The organism is Pseudotenacibaculum sp. MALMAid0570 (assembly GCF_040151415.1).
Taxonomy (GTDB): Bacteria; Bacteroidota; Bacteroidia; order Flavobacteriales; family Flavobacteriaceae; genus Polaribacter.
In genome coordinates, this window is sequence record NZ_JBDKWF010000050.1 from 380,680 (window position 1) to 398,428 (window position 17,749).

Genomic DNA, 17,749 nt, shown 5'->3' on the forward strand with positions numbered 1-17,749 from the left:
ATGAAAAAGAATATATTTAAAATTTTAGGGATTTGTTTGCTAATACTAACAACCCTTCAAGCAATGCATGCGCAAAAAGGAGGCGGAAGTTTGGCAACGGTTACCATTAACGGACCCACAAATTCTTCCGTAGGAAGTTCGGAAAATTATACCATTACTACTTCACCTGGCTTGGTGATTACTTCGGCCAATTGGTCTGTAATCGGTGGAGGAGGGTCTGTACAATCGCAGAACAATACATCAGCGACAATCAATTGGACAAGTTCAGGTACACATTCTATTAAATATGTGGTAACGGCATCCAATTATGGATCATTAATAGATAATCATAGTGTTACTGTGGTTTTTAACTTAGGGCCCTTGCCACCACCAACACCTAATATAACAAATGTAACTTGCACCTCAGCTACCTTAGTCGCTTCAGGACCAATTCCTTTAGGAGATACATGGTATTGGCAAGGAACCAATGCTTCTGGAACTAGTATGGCAAATCCTTCTACGAGTAATTATAACGTGACAAGCAATGGTACTTACTATATCAGAGCTAGAGATACATCAGGAGAATGGAGTATTGCAACACCAGTAACTGTAAGCTTACCATCATGTCAGACTTCTGTCAATTTGAGTAATGAAAATTATGTGTATACTATTACTCCTCAAGTAGAAATAACAAACATAAGTCAGTTAAACACAAATGCAGACGCAATTAAAAATGTAACATACTTTGACGGATTAGGTAGACCTATACAAAATGTAGCAATCAAACAAAGTGCTACGCAAAAAGATATTATCACGCATATTGAGTATGATACCTATGGAAGACAAACCAAAGATTTTTTACCTTATGCTTCTGCCAATAATACTGGTGCTTATGAGAGTATAGATCCATTAGGGAAAATAAAAACCTATTACAAAATCAATTATGGTGATGACTTTGTAAACATTCCTACTAACAATGTCAATCCATATTCTGAAAAGGAATTGGAAGCTTCTCCCTTAAATAGAGTCTATAAACAAGCAGCGCCAGGTGAAGATTGGAAGTTAGGAAATGGTCATGAGATTAAGTTTGAGTATACATCGAATGATGCAAATGAAGTTCGTTTGTATCGCGTAAGTTTAAGTTCAAACTATGTGCCAACTCTTACTGGTGGAGCAAGTTATTATGCTGCTGGTGAACTTTTCAAGATTATTACGAAAGATGAAAATCATACGAGTGGAAATGACAGGACTACTGAAGAGTTTAAAAATCTTCAAGGTCAAGTCATTTTAAAGAGAACGTATAATAACAATCAGAAACATGATACATATTATGTGTATGATGATTATGGAAATCTAAGTTTTGTGTTACCTCCTAAAGCAGAGGCTACTATCAATATTCCAAATAACACTGAACTAAATGAGTTATGCTACCAGTATCAATACGATTCAAGAAATCGTTTGGTAGAAAAGAAGATTCCAGGAAAAGGATGGGAATACATTGTCTATGACAAACTTGATAGACCTATATTGACTCAAGATGCTATTCAAAGAGCAAAATCTACCAAAGAATGGCTATTTACCAAGTATGACAAATATGGAAGAGTGATATTAACAGGTATATACAAAGACAATGGAACAAGAACTTCTGTGCAAACTTCTGCAGATGGTTCTTCAGTAGTAAGTGAATCATTTATGGGAACAATTTATATTCCAGGAACTTTATTCTATTATTCTAATGATGCATTCCCTAACAATATCCCTTATTACGATGTATATACGATTAACTATTATGATAGTTATGTTTATTGGGATGGAGATATAAACAACCCAAGTACAACCAATTATGGAGAGACATTAACAACCAGAACACAGGGATTAACAACCGCTAGTAAGATTAAAGTGTTAGGAGTAACAGATAAGTGGATTACAACCATCACAGGATATGATGACAAAGCACGACCTGTTTATGTATCTAGTAAAAATGATTATTTAAATACAACAGACATTGCACAAACAGAAATCGATTTTGCAGGAAAAATTCTTGAAACTACCAGTACACATAACAAGACAGACAGTGGTCAAGCAACGATTACAACCGTAGACATGTTTACCTATGACCATGCAACAAGATTGGTAAATCAAACACAAAAAGTGAACAACAAACCTATAGAAGTGATTGTAAGCAATACTTATAATGAATTAGGTCAATTGACTAGCAAACGAGTAGGAGGATTAGAGGCTGATGCGGATGGATTACAAACAGTAGATTATGCTTACAATGTAAGAGGTTGGTTGAAAAACATTAACCAAGATGCAAATAATGACAATGACTTGTTTAATTTCACCCTTCGTTATAACGATCCGATTAACGGAACTGCTTTGTATAATGGAAACATCTCCCAGACAAGTTGGAATACCTTAAATACTGATAGTAGTGTTAAGACTTATACTTTTAGCTATGATGCCTTAAACAGAATCTTAAGTGGAGTTGATAATACTGGAAATTATAACTTAACATCTGTAAGTTATGACAAGAATGGAAATATTATAAACTTACAAAGAAAAGGACATACCAATGCTTTGGGCACTACTTTTGGAATTATGGATAACTTAAACTATACATACGATTCTGGGAACAAGCTCATTAAAGTTTCAGACAGTGGTCATATTACATATGGATTTAAGGATGGAGCTAATACAACTACAGAGTACAATTATGATGCAAATGGAAACATGGTTTCTGATTCGAATAAAGGTATTGGTGCAATTAGTTATAATCATTTGAACCTCCCTACACAAGTGTCATTTCCTAGTCAGTTAGCTTCTATTAATTATATATACGACGCTACCGGAGTTAAACAGAGGAAAGTAGTATCTGGCTATGGAATTGCAACGACAACTACAGATTATGCAGGTGGTTATATATATGAAAACAATGTCTTACAATTCTTTAGCCATGCAGAAGGATATGTAAAAAATGAAAACGGTACATTTAGTTATGTATTCCAATACAAAGATCATTTAGGAAATGTACGTTTAAGTTATGCTGATACTAATGGAAATGGAAGTATTTCGCAATCTGAGATCATAGAAGAATCCAATTATTATCCTTTTGGTTTGAAGCATAAAGGGTATAATAATATAGTTTCGGCGAACGGAAATTCTGTAGCGCAGAAATACAAGTACAACGGTATTGAGTTGGAGGAATCTTTGGGGCTGAATTTGTATGAGATGGATTGGAGAGGGTATGATGCTAGTTTAGGAAGGTTTATGCAAATAGATCAGCTTACAGAGTTAATAAAAAGGCATTCTCCTTATAATTTTTCATTTAATAACCCTATTTTCTTCTCAGATCCTAGTGGTATGATGCCAGAGGAAATTGATTTAGATGAGGAGCCAAAGCCTAGAAGATTTGTAAATGATAGTAGACCAGTATTAGCAGATTGGTATGAAAACAAAAATGGCGATCTTGTTTTTGACGATAGAGTTAAAAGTCAGGAAGATCTTGTAAGGTTAGGAATAGATGGAACATACATTGGTGCATCATTTTTGGCAGAAGATCAAAATGGAGTTATCTTTATGTTTAATAGTGATGGAACTGTAACAAAGACAGAAGCTACGATTGCATTACTTGAAGCTAGTGGAATTAATACAAGTCAGATTGCTCATGTAACATCTACTATGGTAGATGATGGAGAAAGCCAGACTGCTAATTTTGCATTTGGTGCTGCTGGACTGTTACTGTTAGATGATGCAACTGTAGTAGGTGTACTTGATGATGTAGCTATACCAGTATTAGTAGTTATAGGTGCAGTTGCTACAATATTTGTTGGTGATGCTGTCTATGAATTTGCATCTCATAGAAAAAGAAGGGGAAGTAAAAAGAAGACTAATGATAAGCACACTAAACCTAGACCAGGGAGAGGTAATACAAAGCAGAGACAAAAACCAAATTGGAAACAAAACCCAAATAAAAAGAAAGAAATAATTCCTATAATTCCTTTTTTTGAAAATAATAATTAAAAAAGAATAAAAATGAAAAAAATATTTGAGAGTATACTTAATAAATCCATAAAGAATAGAACATTCGTCAGTGTATACTCAGATCAAGAAAATGTTGATAAATTTTCAATGGGTATAGTAGTTTCTTTTGATGATGATTTCCTTTTATTGAAAAAAGTTAGTCCTGAGGGTAACTACGATGGTTTTTCAATATTATTAATAGAATACATTTATTGTATTGAATTTGAGGATGATTATATAAAAAGGAAATCTTCCCTAGTAAAAGAAAATATTTCAGAAATTCATTTAAAAATTCAGAAATCATTATCTGATAATTTTCGATTTGATAAAGCTATTAAACTATCTAAGGAACAAAACTTTTTGTGTTGCATAGACTTAATATTTAATAGAAGTTTTATAGGGTATATTCAAGATTTTGATGATACTAATGTTGTCATTAGTAATATTGATGATAATCACAAACAAGATGGCTATTCCTTATTCAGGTTAATAGAAATAGAAAAAATGAGTTTTTTCTCAAGTGAATTAATTTCTATTTCCAACCAAAAATGACCTTAATCTATCTTGTTTCCACACGAATGTTTTGTATAGAAAATGGAAAATAGATAGTCATTAAAATTTCATACGTGAACCGTGCTTTCTGAAGCACAATAGCAATTTCCCAAGAGTTGAAAAACTCTTGGGTTTTTTGTGTTTTATAATCGTTAAAGAAGTCTTAAATGATTGAGAGTATGTAACAAAGATTCTTCTTGAGCGTCTATTTAGTATAATTAACCATTAAACTTTAAATATAAATAACATGAAATCAACAGCCCATCCACGAGTCATTGAGAGAGGAATTTTAACGTCTGCTTACAAAGAAGAAATCAGACAAAGTGCACGTGATATGAAATCAGAGTCAGTATCACAAATCAAAAACTCTCTTTTAAGCCAACACGAAAAACTACGCAGCCAAACTGCCGCAATTCTTCAAGTTTCTATCTTTACTTTGGCTTTAGTATTTATTTTACTATAAAATTCTAGCTTAGAATTTCTTTGATTCTACGAATCGCTTCTCTTAATTGCTCTTCAGAAGCAGCATAGGATAGTCGTATGCAATTCGGAGCCCCAAAAGCTTCTCCTGTTACGGTAGCCACATTCGCTTCTTCTAGTAAAAGCATCGAGAAATCGTTCGCATTGTTAATGGCTTTTCCTTGAATAGTTTTGCCAAAGAAAGCAGAAATGTCTGGAAAAATATAAAAAGCTCCGTCAGGAATATTCAACTTAAAACCTTGAATTTCTCCTAGAAGGTCCAATACCATATCACGACGCGTTTTAAATTCGTCTACCATATATTGTACTTTGTTTACAGGAGCCAACACGGCTGTGATAGCAGCACGCTGCGCAATACAATTGGTTCCAGAGGTAACTTGACCTTGCATTTTAGTACAGGCTTTGGCAATCCACTGAGGTGCGCCAATAAACCCAATTCGCCAACCAGTCATAGCAAAGGCTTTTGCTAATCCGTTTACGGTGATAGTTCTTTCGTAGATGCTTTCTACTGCAGCAAAACTAAAAGGTTTCGTACCATAGTTGATATGCTCGTAAATCTCATCTGATAGAATATAGATGTTAGGATATTTTTCTAAAACTTTTGCCAAAGCTCTTACTTCACTTTCCGAATAAATAGTTCCGCTAGGATTATTAGGAGAGTTAAAGAACACCATTTTGGTTTTTGGTGTAATGGCAGCTTCCAATTGTTCTGGAGTAATTTTAAAATCTGCATCAATAGAAGAAGGTATTTCTACAAACTTTGCTTCACATAAAGTAGCAATAGCAGAGTAACTAACCCAATAAGGAGCGGGTAATAAAACTTCATCTCCAGGGTTTAATAAAACTTGAGCTACATTCGCAATAGACTGTTTTGCTCCAGTAGAAACCACAATTTGATTTGGTTGATACTCTAAATTGTTGTCTCTTTTAAATTTTGTGCAGATAGCTTCTTTCAATTCCAAATATCCATCAACAGGAGTATACGAATTATAATCATCGTTGATGGCTTGAATTGCAGCATCTTTAATAAAGTTAGGTGTATTAAAGTCTGGTTCTCCCAAACTTAAACTTATAATATCTTTTCCTTGAGATTTTAATTCTCTTGCCTTAGCAGCCATTGCTAAAGTTTGAGAAACAGGTAAACTGTTTATTCGGTCAGATAAAGGATGTGTCATTAGTTACGCTACTTGCGGTTTTTTACCAAGATTGCCTAAATGTCTAAAATGTTCTATAATGGCTCTCCTAGTGGTTTTGTATTCATTATACGGTAAGTTAAATTCCTTAGCCGTTTGCTTTACAATTTTAGCCAATTTCCCATAATGTACATGAGAGATATGTGGGAAAATATGATGTTCAACTTGATGATTAAGCCCTCCAGTATAGAAATTTACAAACCAATTACTAGGTGCAAAATTAGAGGTTGTATATAGCTGATGCACAGCCCACGTGTGCTCTAAGTTGCCATCTTTATCCGGTAAAGGCATTTCAGTATTAGGAACAATATGTGCTAATTGAAATACTAAACTCAAAATCATTCCAGCTGTGTAATGCATCACAAAGAAACCAAGTAGTACTTTCCACCAAGCCACATCTAAAACTAGTAAAGGCAATAATATCCAAAGCGCATAATAAGCAATTTTAGAGATAACTAGTTTCGTCCATTCTACCTTAGGGTTTGGGAATTTACCATACGATAATTTGCGTTTTAAATAGCTGCGCATTTGTTTAAAATCGGTAGTAATTGCCCAATTAATAGTTAACAATCCATAAAGAAATATCGAGTAATATTTTTGAAGTTTATGAATCTTAAACCATTTTGAATGCTGAGAAAAACGAATAACTCTTCCAGCATCAATATCCTCGTCAACGTCTTTAACATTTGTAAATGTATGATGCAATACGTTATGTTGTACTTTCCAGTTATATACATTTCCAGCTAGAATATAAATGCTGCTTCCCATTAATTTATTCACCCATTTTCTACTTGAAAAAGACTCGTGATTACTATCATGCATAACATTCATTCCTACACCAGCCATACCAATACCAGTAACAGCCATTAAAATAATCATTAACCATTGTGGCATATCTACTGTAAGAACCAAAATAAATGGAACCAAAAACACAGCAAACATGATAACGGCTTTAGAATATAGTTTCCAATTACCAGTACGCTTAATGTTATTTTCCTTAAAATAGGTATTTACTCTTTTATTTAGAGTTCTGAAAAATTTAGCTTTATCTATTCTAGAAAAGTTTACAGTTTTCATATGTGGGAGAAAAATTTAAGAAACAAAAATACGGTTTTATGTGATTGGTACGATTATTAACGTTGCTTTTTTCATCTAATTGTTAACACGATTAATTACTTTTGCAATCTATAAAATAGATTATGGAAATTATTCAGAAATACTTTTCGAACTTGTCTGATACTCAGTTAGATCAGTTTTCAAAATTGCAGGACCTTTATCAAGATTGGAATCTAAAGATTAATGTAGTTTCAAGAAAAGACATCGATGAACTATACCTTAGACACGTTTTACACTCTTTAGGAATCGCAAAAGTGATGAAATTTAACCCAGGATCTAAAGTGATGGATGTAGGAACTGGTGGAGGATTTCCAGGAATACCCTTGGCTATTTTATTTCCTGAAACACAGTTTCACTTGGTGGATAGTATCGGAAAAAAAATCAAAGTAGTAAATGAGGTTTCTGAAGGACTACAATTACAAAATGTTAGAACTACGCATGGTAGAGTAGAAGAGATAAAAGAGGAATATGATTTTATTGTGAGTAGAGCTGTTGCTCAAATGGAAACTTTTGTAAGATGGACCAAAGGGAAGATTGCAAAAAAACAAAATCATAATCTAAAAAATGGAATTTTGTATTTGAAAGGAGGCGACTTAAATGAGGAATTGAAGAGTTTCCCCAAAGCAACTATTTATGACCTTCCCAACTACTTTGAAGAAGATTTTTTTGAGACTAAAAAAGTAGTACACTTACCTTTAAAGAAAAAATAAGGAACTGAAAAGCTTCAATCCCTTATTAGATAGATTGTTTGGGGGATAAACAACTTATCGTCTAACTAATTGGTTAGTATTTTTTATACATGCAATATGATATTTTAGTAGAGTCAGGTTTTATTTTTGCATTCAGAATTATTCTCGAGAAAAAAATTAATTATAAAGAATTGATCGAGTAGCTTTTTTATTGTTTGCTTGAATAACAAGATAATATAACCCTTTAGAAACAGATTGGTTAAGGTCATTTTTACCATCCCAAAGAGCGTGATGTACTCCAGAAATCAATTCCGATTTGACTAATGTTTTTACTTTCTGCCCTAAAGAATTATAAATTATGATTGAGCATTGAGAATTATCTTTTAATGTATATTCAATAGTTATTTGTTCATTAAAGGGGTTGGGATATGCAGTACTTTTAATAGAGAAAAAGTCTATTGTTTCATCAATACTGGCAGTAGCTGTTGAAGAAAAACAACCTAGGCTAGGAGCAGAATAATCACTCCTTGTAATATCAATATGGGGATTGACACTGTTAAAACCGACTGAGAGACCTAGGCTGTTCATAAGATCTACACCATTACCAATGCATGGTGAGTTATTGTTTAAAGTAAAATCGTTGCTGTTGGCATTAACAAAGCCTGGATCTGTTCCCTCAATAATATTGCTATCGCCAGTCATAAAATAACTTCCAGCATTTTCTGTTAATTGCCAGTTGTTTTGTGTGTTGAGAATTGAAAAATAAGAAGTGTCAAAATTAATGCTACCAGCATTATCAGTATTATTTGATCGAAAGATGTAAAAGGTTTGCATTCCAATAGCAGTAACAATATTGTTTGAGAATTCAACCACAGAGTTTGTGCTGTTTACATCAAAAAGATTTACTCTCCATATTCCATCATTTCTATCTATAGCTATTGTATTATTGAAAAAATATAGAGTTCCTTCTCTTCTAAAAGTAGGAGTGTTATCATAACCATAATGAACCATATTAACTCCAGCTCCAGTTACAGGAACATCTTTGTTGATTAATAGATTGCCATATACATAAACATCATCCCAATTAGGATCTGTAGTTAGAACCATATCTGTATCTTCAGGTTCAACTAAATCTAATGTTCTGGCCGAAGTTTCTATTTTGTTATATCTAATAACAGTATGAGAAGAACGATCTTTTAAACTGGCGCCAAATGCTCCAGTTCTAAGTGCTTCTATATTGTTAAATTGAATTAATGTATGCATGCCTTGAGCATAGATGTTATGGTGTAACCAGCCATTAACAGTTCCATTTCCAGTAAACTTGCACCCTTCTATTAAAATGTAAGTAGAAATTTCAATTAACAATTGATTAGCAGCTTGAAAGAACACTCCGTTAGCGCTATTTTCTAAGATGCAACCTTTAACAGAAATGTGATCTCCTTTTGCCCAAACACTGGCATATGGCGCATCTTTTATATGTAAATTCACGATGTCAATCCATGCAGGTTTGTTAGACCAAGTGCCAAAAACAACAAAAGCAGATCCTGATTCTAAAGTAGCATCAGTTGTATTACCCCAAGTAGTTGCGTTTTCAAAACTGATAACTGGTAAGTTTCCATTTGCATCAGGAATACCTTGAAAGCGAACACGTTCGTTTTCTGTTCCAATGACATCTACAAAAACTTTAGTTCTGTATGGATCAGTTCTGCGAAAGATTTTGATAAGTGTATTTTTAACAACACTGGTTAAAGGGATGTCGTGAATCTCTTGATATTGTTTTCCAGGACCAACTTCAATAACATTAGCATAATTAGAATCTGGAGATGGATACAAAATATACCCGTGACTTGTTATTGTATAGCCAGTTTCTAAAGTAGCTTCAGCTGGTATTTGAGAGAATCCTTTAGTAAAGAACAGAATAAAAATTAGAAAGATAATTTTTTTCATGGTGATTGATTTTTGAATAAAGGTATTTATTTTGCCAGTGGACTAACTGTCAAAAATTGCCTATTTATTCAAAGTTACTCTGTTATAACTGCCAAGAAATCAATAAAAAAGATTGATATGTCTCATATCTCTTTTTTGAGACATTAATTATGTTAAGATTTTATGTATTCAGTAGGAGTTTTCCCAGTTTTGTTTTTAAAAGCTCTATAAAATGAAGCTCTACTTTTAAAACCTGCAGATTTGCCGATAGCTTCAATAGTGAGACTATCTATTTTTTCCTTAAGTAGGATTTTAGATTCTTCAACTCTGTAGTTATTAATTAGTTGAGAAAAGTTTAGTCCAATTTCTTTGTTAATGATTATTGATACTTCATTATAAGAGCAGTTAAGTTCTTTTGACATATCAAAAATTGTATAATCTGGATTTAAATAAGATTTATTCCTTTCCAGTAAATCTTGAATATTTTCAGCGAGTAGCTTGTTTTTTATTGTTGGATTAGCCTTTTTAGCAATCGGTACAGAGTTGATTAGTTTTATATCTTTTAAGAAGATTTTATATGTGTCCTCGTTAAAGATTGCTTGATACTTAAAGGCATAATAAAAAATAAAATTGATGATTAAAAATATGACAAGTGGAATCATAATAAATTCTACCATTCGTCTAGAAAATAGCGAGTATGAAACTGTACTTATGATGTTTAAAATCCAAATAAGTATAATGAGTCTTTGAGTAAAATCTATTTTAAGATTGCTTCGGGAAGAAAGAGTATTGGCAACTTTCTTTTTAAAACGATAGATCTTAATAGCTGAGAATGTAAAATATATTTGTTGTAGAAAGAAAAAAAGAAGAGATAAGGTAAGTATTTCTGTAGGGAACTCATCGTTTTTTATACTTCTTACATATGCGTCTTTTTCTAAAGAAGATAGCCAGATGAATTTTACTAGTCCATAAAAACCGTAAAGTAAGGTAAGAGCAGAAACAATGAATAATGGATGTTTTAAAGATATCTTTTCACCACATAATAAATAGATATAGTAGAATATTAAAGGAGCAAAAAGGAATGCAATAGGGAAAGTTATAAAATATGCAATTCCAAAAATATCATTTGGAAGTATATTCAATATGTCTAGAACATTAAATACAAAAGTGATTGCAGGAATTAATAAAATAATAGAAAGTAACTTATTTAAGTAATTATTGTTTTTAAAGTAAAGAATGAGAAACAGAAATAGGATTTGTAGCGCAACAATAATATTAATGTATTCCATAATCTGTTTAATTTAAAGGTAAAATATATGAAAGAAATTGTAAGGGATTGTCAAATATTGCTCATTTTAAGTGCGATTTTATTTTCTAGCATATCCTATAGTCAAAGTAATGTAAGATTAATTTTTCCAACAGCAACTGAAGAAACGGATTATATATGGAGGACAATAATTGATACTCGCTTTTTTAAAGAGAATAATTATCAAGTATCATTACCTGAAGGAAAACTCATTAAAACTCTACAAGAGAAAGCTCTTAAAAACCAATTGTCAGATAAAGATTACAAAAAACTGAAACAATTTGTTACTGCAAAAGTCTTTAATAAGAAGGATTACTTGAAAGGATATGAAAAAACAAAGAAGGATATAAAACTTATTGAAACTCTTTTAAAGCAAATTGATGAAGATGAATTGAATTGGGATTTTAAAAAATTTAAAACGTATGAAGTCATTTTAACTCTATACGGGCCAGGTGGTAGTTTTGATCCTGAAACAGGGAGAATTATCTTATACATAACAAAAGAAGGGAACTATAAACAATACAAAAAGGCAGCTCATACAATTATTCATGAGATTACTCATATAGGAATCCAAGAGTCAATAGTCAATGAATTCAATGTTGCACATACTTTGAAAGAGAGAATAGTAGATCTTTTTGTAAAATTATATTTTGGAAAGCAGTTGCCCAATTACAAAATACAAGATATGGGAGATTATCGAATTGATCCTTATTTGAAGTCAAAGAATGATATAAAAAAGCTAAACAAATATGTTCGTTTAATAGAATAGTAAAATCAATAATGAATTCTAAAAAAATAGTAGCTTACAAAGAAGAAATAGTACATTTTTCTGAACCCAAAAGTCAGGAATTTTTTCCTGATAAATTTTCTAACGAGATTTATTATTCAGATGTAAAAAATGGTACGCCATTAAAATATACTTCTAGTTTTTCAATAAAATATGTCCTTGAAGGTTTTGAACAATATGGAGTAGGCAAGAATCAATTTAAAGTGAATAAAAATCAGTATTTGCTTATTAATGATGATCAAACTGTAGAAAACTTACACTCAAATGCGAAAGCACTATCTATATTTTTAGATAAGACATTAGTAAATAATGTTCTTGCAAATGTAATCTACTCTCAAGAGCATTTATTAGATAATCCTTTTTTAACCCAGAATGAGAGCATATGTTTTTTTGAGAATATTTATCCTAAAAATGATATGCTGGGAGTTTATCTAGACATGTTTTTTAGTCATTATGTCTGTCATAGAAATTTCCAAATTAACGAGGAAGTCTTTTATAGTTTTGCTTCTAATCTAATTTTTTCTCAAACAGATATTTTACGAAAGATCAATAGTATACAAAGAGTGAAATATGCAACTCGTTGCGAATTGTTTAAAAGAGCATCATTAGCAAAAGTATTTATAGAAGAAAATATCCACAACGATTTTAATTTAGATTTACTCTCTAAAGCTTCCTTTTTGTCAAAATATCATTTAATTAGAGTTTTCAAAACTGTATTTAAAACTACACCTTATAATTATTACTTGTCTTTAAAGATTCAAAAATCAAAGCATTATCTAAAGAACACCAACCTAACAGTTACTGATATAGCATGCTTATCTGGTTTTTCAGATGCAATTTCTTTTTCTAAGAGATTTAAACTAATTACAGGGTTAACTCCAATGAAATTTAAAGCGGCAGGATAAGTATCTCATAAAGATTTGTGGTATTTTAGCACAAAGAAATATCATGGCCCTTACACCTTCAAATCCTTTCGAAAGAGGAACTTTAGCCCCTAACTTTAAATTACCTGATACAATTTCAGGAAAGGTAATCTCTCTAACAGAAATTAAAGGAGAGAAAGCTACAGTAGTAATGTTTATTTGTAATCATTGCCCCTTTGTTATCCATGTAAATGAGCAATTGGTAGCATTGGCAAATGATTATAACTCAAAAGGAGTTGGATTTGTAGCGATTAGCAGTAATGATGTTGAAAGTTACCCACAAGATAGTCCTGAAAACATGAAGATTCATGCCAAAAAGTTAGGATATCCATTTCCGTATCTATATGATGAAAGTCAAGAAATAGCCAAAGCGTATGATGCAGCTTGCACTCCAGATTTGTACGTGTTTGATTCAGGTTTAAAATCTGTATATCACGGTCAATTAGATGATTCTAGGCCAGGTAATGGTATTCCAGTTTCTGGCAAAAGCATTCGAAGTGTTTTAAATGAAGTACTTGACAACAAAAATTATACTGGACCTGAAAAGCCCAGTATAGGTTGTAGTATTAAGTGGAAATAAGGAACTAAAAATTAATAATTTTTTCCTATTTCATTAATGGTAGAATCTGATATTTGTTTTGGATCTGGACCATATTCATTTGCCCCTCTGTCTCCTTCTGTGAGGTTGAAAACTAAAAGAGCGATAGCGCCAATAACAGGGATTAAACAAATAAATATCCACCATCCGGACTTACCTGTATCGTGAAGCCTTCGAACTTGAACGGCTAATTTTGGAATTATAATCGCTAAACTAAAAGCCCCTATAAAAAACCATAATAGAAATCCTCCTATAAAGAAAAGTATAAAAGACGCTATCCATGCCGTAAAAGAAATAATAAAATTAAATAAGATAAAATACCAGTATTCAGATCTTCTAGCTCTACCTTCAAAGTTGGCATAGTTTTGAAGGAATGCTTTTTTCCACCAATCTATCATGTTGTATTCTGATTCTGTTTTAACTCTTTCCATATTAGTCGGTTAGTTATTTATTAGGTAATCTGTTAATCAGATTATTTACGAATATACATTTTCTTTTGAAGTAATAAAAAAGGGTTGCTAATGCAACCCTTATATGTTTAATCTTCTTTATAGTTTATTTTATTTCTACAAACAAACCTTCATCAGTTTTTGTTACAGCAGCAAGATTGTTTTTTGTTAATCCTTTAATGGTTTTATCCCATTTTTTATTAGATAAGCCAGATTGAGATTTTAAATCGTTCAGTTCTATTTTTTCAGCTTTTTGAAGAATGGCTAATACTGCTTTTTCATCGTCATTTAACTCAACAGTTGGAGCTTGTCTTTCAGGTTTCATTTGAGGAAAGAATAATACTTCCTGAATCGATTGGTTATTGGTTAAATACATAATTAAACGATCCATACCAATTCCCATTCCAGAAGTAGGAGGCATTCCATATTCTAAAGCACGTAAAAAATCTTGGTCAATAAACATAGCTTCATCATCACCGCGGTCGGCTAATTTTAATTGTGCTTCAAAACGCTCTCTTTGATCAATTGGGTCATTCAATTCAGAATAAGCATTGGCAATTTCTTTACCGCAAACCATTAATTCAAAACGCTCAGTAAGTTCTGGGTTGTCTCTGTGTTCTTTACATAACGGACTCATTTCTTTTGGGTAATCTGTAATAAACGTTGGCTGAATGTAATTTCCTTCACATTTCTCACCGAAGATCTCATCAATCAACTTTCCTTTCCCCATAGTATCATCTACCTCAACACCCATAGATTTTGCAGCTTGTCTGATATCATCTTCAGATTTTCCAGTAATATCAAAACCAGTAAAATGTTTGATTGAGTCGGCCATGGTTACACGAGCATAAGGAGCTTTGAAATCTACTTCATGCTCACCAAAAGTTGCTTTCGTTGTTCCGTTTACAGCAATGGCACAATGTTCTAACAATTGCTCACAAAAATCCATCATCCAGTTGTAATCTTTATAAGCTACATAGATTTCCATTGCGGTAAACTCTGGATTATGAGTCCTATCCATTCCTTCATTACGGAAGTTTTTAGAGAATTCATAAACGCCATCAAATCCACCTACAATTAACCTTTTTAGATACAACTCATTAGCAATTCTCATATATAATGGAATATCTAATGAATTGTGATGTGTAATAAAAGGACGAGCAGCTGCACCACCTGGAATAGGTTGTAAAATAGGAGTTTCAACTTCAAAATATCCAGCATCATTAAAGAAAGATCGCATTGCGTTGAAGAGTTTAGTTCTCTTTACAAAAACTTCTTTTACATGTGAGTTTACTGCTAAATCTGCATAACGTTGTCTGTAACGTAATTCAGGATCGTTAAACTCGTCATATGTATTCCCTTCTGAATCTGTTTTTGGTAGCGGAAGAGGTTTTAAAGCTTTACTCAACAAAGTAAATTTTTTAACCATAACCGTTTTTTCACCAACTTTAGTGGTAAATAGTTCTCCTTCAATACCAATAAAATCACCTATATCTAGTAATTTCTTATAAACTTCATTGTATAAAGTTTTGTCTTCACCAGTGCAAATTTCATCTCTATTAAAATATACTTGTATTCTTCCTTCAGCATCTTGTAATTCAGCAAAAGAAGCTTTTCCTTGAATACGACGAGACATCAATCTACCAGCAACAATTACTTTTTTACCTTCCTCAAACTGATCTTTAATCTGTTTGGAAATGTGGTCAACTGGATATAAATCAGCAGGGTATGGGTTAATACCCATTTCTCTTAATCTGACTAGCTTTTCTCTTCGTACAACTTCTTGTTCTGATAATTGCATTGTAACTCTTTTTACTTTTGTGATTCAAAGGCGCAAAGATAATCAATAACTCAAAAGAAGCATACGCTAAAAAAAGAAAAAACGTTGGTGAGATTTAAAAAAACAAGTATATTTGTGGGCTGTTTTGAAATGAAACAGCATTTAGTTGTGTTGTTTTGGTACTTTCGTAAAAGTACCGCGGTTTTGTTAACCAATGGAAAGCTTCCCTGAAATGGGTTGCTTTTTTTTTGCTCTTAAAAGAAGGCTGATTTATACTCCCAAGCTATAGAAATGAACAAGCCTAAATAGATAAGCCCAGTAATGAATTTAAGTCCGGTTGAGAATAAAAAACCAATAAAAGAACCGAAAGCAGCTCTTAAAGCCCTTTTAGAATCGTTGCTGTCAAACATTAACTCACCAACAAATGCTCCTGCAAAAGGGCCTATTATAATTCCGAAAGGAGGAAAGAAAAACAAACCTATTAACAAACCAATAGTTGTTCCGTAAACTCCATATTTACTACCGCCAAACCGCTTAGTCCCCATAGCTGGAATTATATAGTCTAAAAACCAGATGATAACGGCAATGCCCAAGGTGATACCTAAAAAAGTCCAGTCTTGAGGGATAGCTTTTGTAAGATGTAATAACAATAATCCCACCCAACCTGTAATAGGCCCAGGCAAAACTGGAAGAAAAGCACCTATAATGCCTAAAATCATAAAAATGAACCCAAAAAAAACAAGTAGGATATCCATAGAACGCATTAGTTGTATATATGAAACGAAAAAAAGAAATGATTGTTACAAAATGTTAAATTCAACTAAAAAATTAGTTTAAACTAAAAATTTAGTTACATTTGGCAAAATCTATTTTTGATGAAGTCGATTTCTATGGTTAAAATTATAGTTTTTATTCTAGCTTTGACTGGAATAGATGGCGTAGCTCAAATTAATTTTGATGTGTCAGCTGTAGACAAAGAAATCTATAAAAAATCTTTAGAGGCTAATAAGGCGATAAAAAATGGAGCTTACGGAAACGTTCACAGTTTATTAGTTGTTAAAGAAGGAAAACTGGTCTATGAAAATTATTACAAAGGATGGAAAAAAGATTCTTTACACCAAGCACAATCTGTGACAAAAAGTATCATTGCTACAATACTTGGATGTGCGATTCAACAAGGAAAAGTAAATGGAGTAAAAGATAGAGTGGTTACATATTTTCCCGAGTACAAAAACCTGAGCAAGGAAATACAAAAGATAAAAATCAATGACCTTTTAACACAAAGACATGGATTGAAATGGAAAGAAAGTCCGTGGAATTCACCAGATAACAATTGGAGAAATTTGATAAATACAACTGGAGATTGGTACCAAGTTATTTTGAAAACAGATATGAATAACGATCTAGGAAAAGTATTTAATTACTCTAATGCAGCGCCTACTTTAATTAGTGGAATTATACAAAATGCAGCCAAAACACCAATACAAGATTTTGCTAAAAAATATTTGTTTGATGAACTTAATATAAAAAAATATAGATTTTGGAAAGGTAATGGTGGTCCATCTAATAACGGAATGGCTTTGATTTTTTTAAGACCAAGAGATTTAGCTAAGATTGGACAGTTGTATTTGCAAAAAGGAAAATGGAATGGAAATCAAATTATCCCAGAAGCTTTTGCTTCTAAAGCTACATCTTCTATTGTAAAAGCAGCAGAAGGAAATCCATTATATAAGCAATTTGATTACGGATATTTTTGGTGGGTAAACCCTGTTGATAGAAATGGAAGAAAGTATAATATATTTTTAGCGAGAGGAGCAGGAGGGCAGTTAATAATAGTTGAGCCCAAAACAGAATTAGTAGTTGTTATTACTGGGTGGAATTTGAGAAGACCTAATATAGCACAAACAATATTTGACAACTATTTTTCTTCTACAAAATAAAAAACAAT

15 protein-coding genes are annotated in these 17,749 nt (G+C 32.3%); 8 read left to right on the plus strand and 7 right to left on the minus strand.

All coding sequences use genetic code 11. The annotated features are described in order from the left end of the window. The 3 genes from AAON49_RS14015 (at position 1) to AAON49_RS14025 (ending at position 5,017) form a co-directional block, all read left to right on the plus strand. Positions 1–4,002: a DUF6443 domain-containing protein gene (locus AAON49_RS14015; RefSeq protein ID WP_349555474.1), complete on the plus strand. Its 4,002-nt coding sequence runs from the start codon at positions 1–3 to the stop codon at positions 4,000–4,002. Positions 4,003–4,014: 12 nt separating this feature from the next. Further along, positions 4,015–4,554 carry a hypothetical protein gene (locus tag AAON49_RS14020; protein ID WP_349555475.1) on the plus strand — a complete coding sequence of 180 codons (540 nt, stop codon included), beginning with the start codon at positions 4,015–4,017 and terminating at the stop codon, positions 4,552–4,554. Positions 4,555–4,801: 247 nt separating this feature from the next. Beyond that, positions 4,802–5,017 carry a hypothetical protein gene (locus AAON49_RS14025; RefSeq protein WP_349555476.1) on the plus strand — a complete coding sequence of 72 codons (216 nt, stop codon included), beginning with the start codon at positions 4,802–4,804 and terminating at the stop codon, positions 5,015–5,017. 4 nt (positions 5,018–5,021) lie between these two features. Here the strand turns inward: AAON49_RS14025 and AAON49_RS14030 are convergent, their stop codons facing one another. After that, positions 5,022–6,209 carry a pyridoxal phosphate-dependent aminotransferase gene (locus AAON49_RS14030; protein ID WP_349555477.1) on the minus strand — a complete coding sequence of 396 codons (1,188 nt, stop codon included), beginning with the start codon at positions 6,207–6,209 and terminating at the stop codon, positions 5,022–5,024. Between the two features lie 3 nt (positions 6,210–6,212). After that, positions 6,213–7,304 (minus strand): fatty acid desaturase family protein, encoded by a 1,092-nt coding sequence (locus AAON49_RS14035; RefSeq protein WP_349555478.1) that lies wholly within the window; start codon positions 7,302–7,304, stop codon positions 6,213–6,215. A 122-nt stretch (positions 7,305–7,426) separates the two neighbouring features. Here AAON49_RS14035 and rsmG point away from each other — a divergent pair, with 122 nt between their 5' ends. Next, entirely contained in the window at positions 7,427–8,053 is a 627-nt protein-coding gene (rsmG, locus tag AAON49_RS14040) for a 16S rRNA (guanine(527)-N(7))-methyltransferase RsmG (protein WP_349555479.1), read from the plus strand. 156 nt (positions 8,054–8,209) lie between these two features. Here the strand turns inward: rsmG and AAON49_RS14045 are convergent, their stop codons facing one another. Continuing rightward, entirely contained in the window at positions 8,210–9,979 is a 1,770-nt protein-coding gene (locus AAON49_RS14045) for a T9SS type A sorting domain-containing protein (RefSeq protein WP_349555480.1), read from the minus strand. A 152-nt stretch (positions 9,980–10,131) separates the two neighbouring features. Next, positions 10,132–11,247, minus strand: coding sequence for a helix-turn-helix domain-containing protein (locus AAON49_RS14050; RefSeq protein WP_349555481.1), 1,116 nt, complete (start codon positions 11,245–11,247; stop codon positions 10,132–10,134). 27 nt (positions 11,248–11,274) lie between these two features. On the opposite strand from AAON49_RS14050, the gene AAON49_RS14055 reads away from it, so the two are divergent. From AAON49_RS14055 to AAON49_RS14065, 3 genes are read left to right on the plus strand one after another with little or no spacing between them, the layout of a single operon-like run. Continuing rightward, positions 11,275–12,033 carry a hypothetical protein gene (locus AAON49_RS14055; RefSeq protein ID WP_349555482.1) on the plus strand — a complete coding sequence of 253 codons (759 nt, stop codon included), beginning with the start codon at positions 11,275–11,277 and terminating at the stop codon, positions 12,031–12,033. Between the two features lie 11 nt (positions 12,034–12,044). Then, the gene (locus AAON49_RS14060; RefSeq protein WP_349555483.1) at positions 12,045–12,956 is read left to right on the plus strand and encodes a helix-turn-helix domain-containing protein; all 912 of its coding nucleotides are present in this window, start codon (positions 12,045–12,047) and stop codon (positions 12,954–12,956) included. Between the two features lie 43 nt (positions 12,957–12,999). Next, positions 13,000–13,554 carry a thioredoxin family protein gene (locus AAON49_RS14065; protein ID WP_349555484.1) on the plus strand — a complete coding sequence of 185 codons (555 nt, stop codon included), beginning with the start codon at positions 13,000–13,002 and terminating at the stop codon, positions 13,552–13,554. An 11-nt stretch (positions 13,555–13,565) separates the two neighbouring features. On the opposite strand, the gene AAON49_RS14070 is transcribed toward AAON49_RS14065, so the two are convergent. The 3 genes from AAON49_RS14070 to AAON49_RS14080 all read right to left on the minus strand — a co-directional run bounded on the left by AAON49_RS14070 (position 13,566) and on the right by AAON49_RS14080 (position 16,556). Continuing rightward, a complete protein-coding gene (locus AAON49_RS14070) occupies positions 13,566–14,003 on the minus strand; it encodes a DUF805 domain-containing protein (RefSeq protein WP_349555486.1) in 438 nt (145 codons plus the stop codon). A gap of 124 nt (positions 14,004–14,127) precedes the next feature. Then, positions 14,128–15,822 carry a lysine--tRNA ligase gene (gene lysS, locus AAON49_RS14075; protein ID WP_349555488.1) on the minus strand — a complete coding sequence of 565 codons (1,695 nt, stop codon included), beginning with the start codon at positions 15,820–15,822 and terminating at the stop codon, positions 14,128–14,130. 233 nt (positions 15,823–16,055) lie between these two features. Beyond that, positions 16,056–16,556 carry a DUF456 domain-containing protein gene (locus tag AAON49_RS14080; protein ID WP_349555489.1) on the minus strand — a complete coding sequence of 167 codons (501 nt, stop codon included), beginning with the start codon at positions 16,554–16,556 and terminating at the stop codon, positions 16,056–16,058. Positions 16,557–16,676: 120 nt separating this feature from the next. Here AAON49_RS14080 and AAON49_RS14085 point away from each other — a divergent pair, with 120 nt between their 5' ends. Then, complete coding sequence (locus tag AAON49_RS14085) at positions 16,677–17,741, plus strand: serine hydrolase domain-containing protein (RefSeq protein ID WP_349555490.1); 1,065 nt, start codon at positions 16,677–16,679, stop codon at positions 17,739–17,741. The last annotated feature ends 8 nt before the right edge of the window (positions 17,742–17,749 follow it).

Bases quoted from the DNA above. Each gene is read 5' to 3' on its own strand.
- AAON49_RS14015 (WP_349555474.1), top strand. From the start codon at position 1: ATGAAAAAGAATATATTTAAAATTTTAGGGATTTGTTTGCTAATACTA.
- AAON49_RS14020 (WP_349555475.1), top strand. From the start codon at position 4,015: ATGAAAAAAATATTTGAGAGTATACTTAATAAATCCATAAAGAATAGA.
- AAON49_RS14025 (WP_349555476.1), top strand. From the start codon at position 4,802: ATGAAATCAACAGCCCATCCACGAGTCATTGAGAGAGGAATTTTAACG.
- AAON49_RS14030 (WP_349555477.1), bottom strand. From the start codon at position 6,209: ATGACACATCCTTTATCTGACCGAATAAACAGTTTACCTGTTTCTCAA.
- AAON49_RS14035 (WP_349555478.1), bottom strand. From the start codon at position 7,304: ATGAAAACTGTAAACTTTTCTAGAATAGATAAAGCTAAATTTTTCAGA.
- rsmG (WP_349555479.1), top strand. From the start codon at position 7,427: ATGGAAATTATTCAGAAATACTTTTCGAACTTGTCTGATACTCAGTTA.
- AAON49_RS14045 (WP_349555480.1), bottom strand. From the start codon at position 9,979: ATGAAAAAAATTATCTTTCTAATTTTTATTCTGTTCTTTACTAAAGGA.
- AAON49_RS14050 (WP_349555481.1), bottom strand. From the start codon at position 11,247: ATGGAATACATTAATATTATTGTTGCGCTACAAATCCTATTTCTGTTT.
- AAON49_RS14055 (WP_349555482.1), top strand. From the start codon at position 11,275: ATGAAAGAAATTGTAAGGGATTGTCAAATATTGCTCATTTTAAGTGCG.
- AAON49_RS14060 (WP_349555483.1), top strand. From the start codon at position 12,045: ATGAATTCTAAAAAAATAGTAGCTTACAAAGAAGAAATAGTACATTTT.
- AAON49_RS14065 (WP_349555484.1), top strand. From the start codon at position 13,000: ATGGCCCTTACACCTTCAAATCCTTTCGAAAGAGGAACTTTAGCCCCT.
- AAON49_RS14070 (WP_349555486.1), bottom strand. From the start codon at position 14,003: ATGGAAAGAGTTAAAACAGAATCAGAATACAACATGATAGATTGGTGG.
- lysS (WP_349555488.1), bottom strand. From the start codon at position 15,822: ATGCAATTATCAGAACAAGAAGTTGTACGAAGAGAAAAGCTAGTCAGA.
- AAON49_RS14080 (WP_349555489.1), bottom strand. From the start codon at position 16,556: ATGGATATCCTACTTGTTTTTTTTGGGTTCATTTTTATGATTTTAGGC.
- AAON49_RS14085 (WP_349555490.1), top strand. From the start codon at position 16,677: ATGAAGTCGATTTCTATGGTTAAAATTATAGTTTTTATTCTAGCTTTG.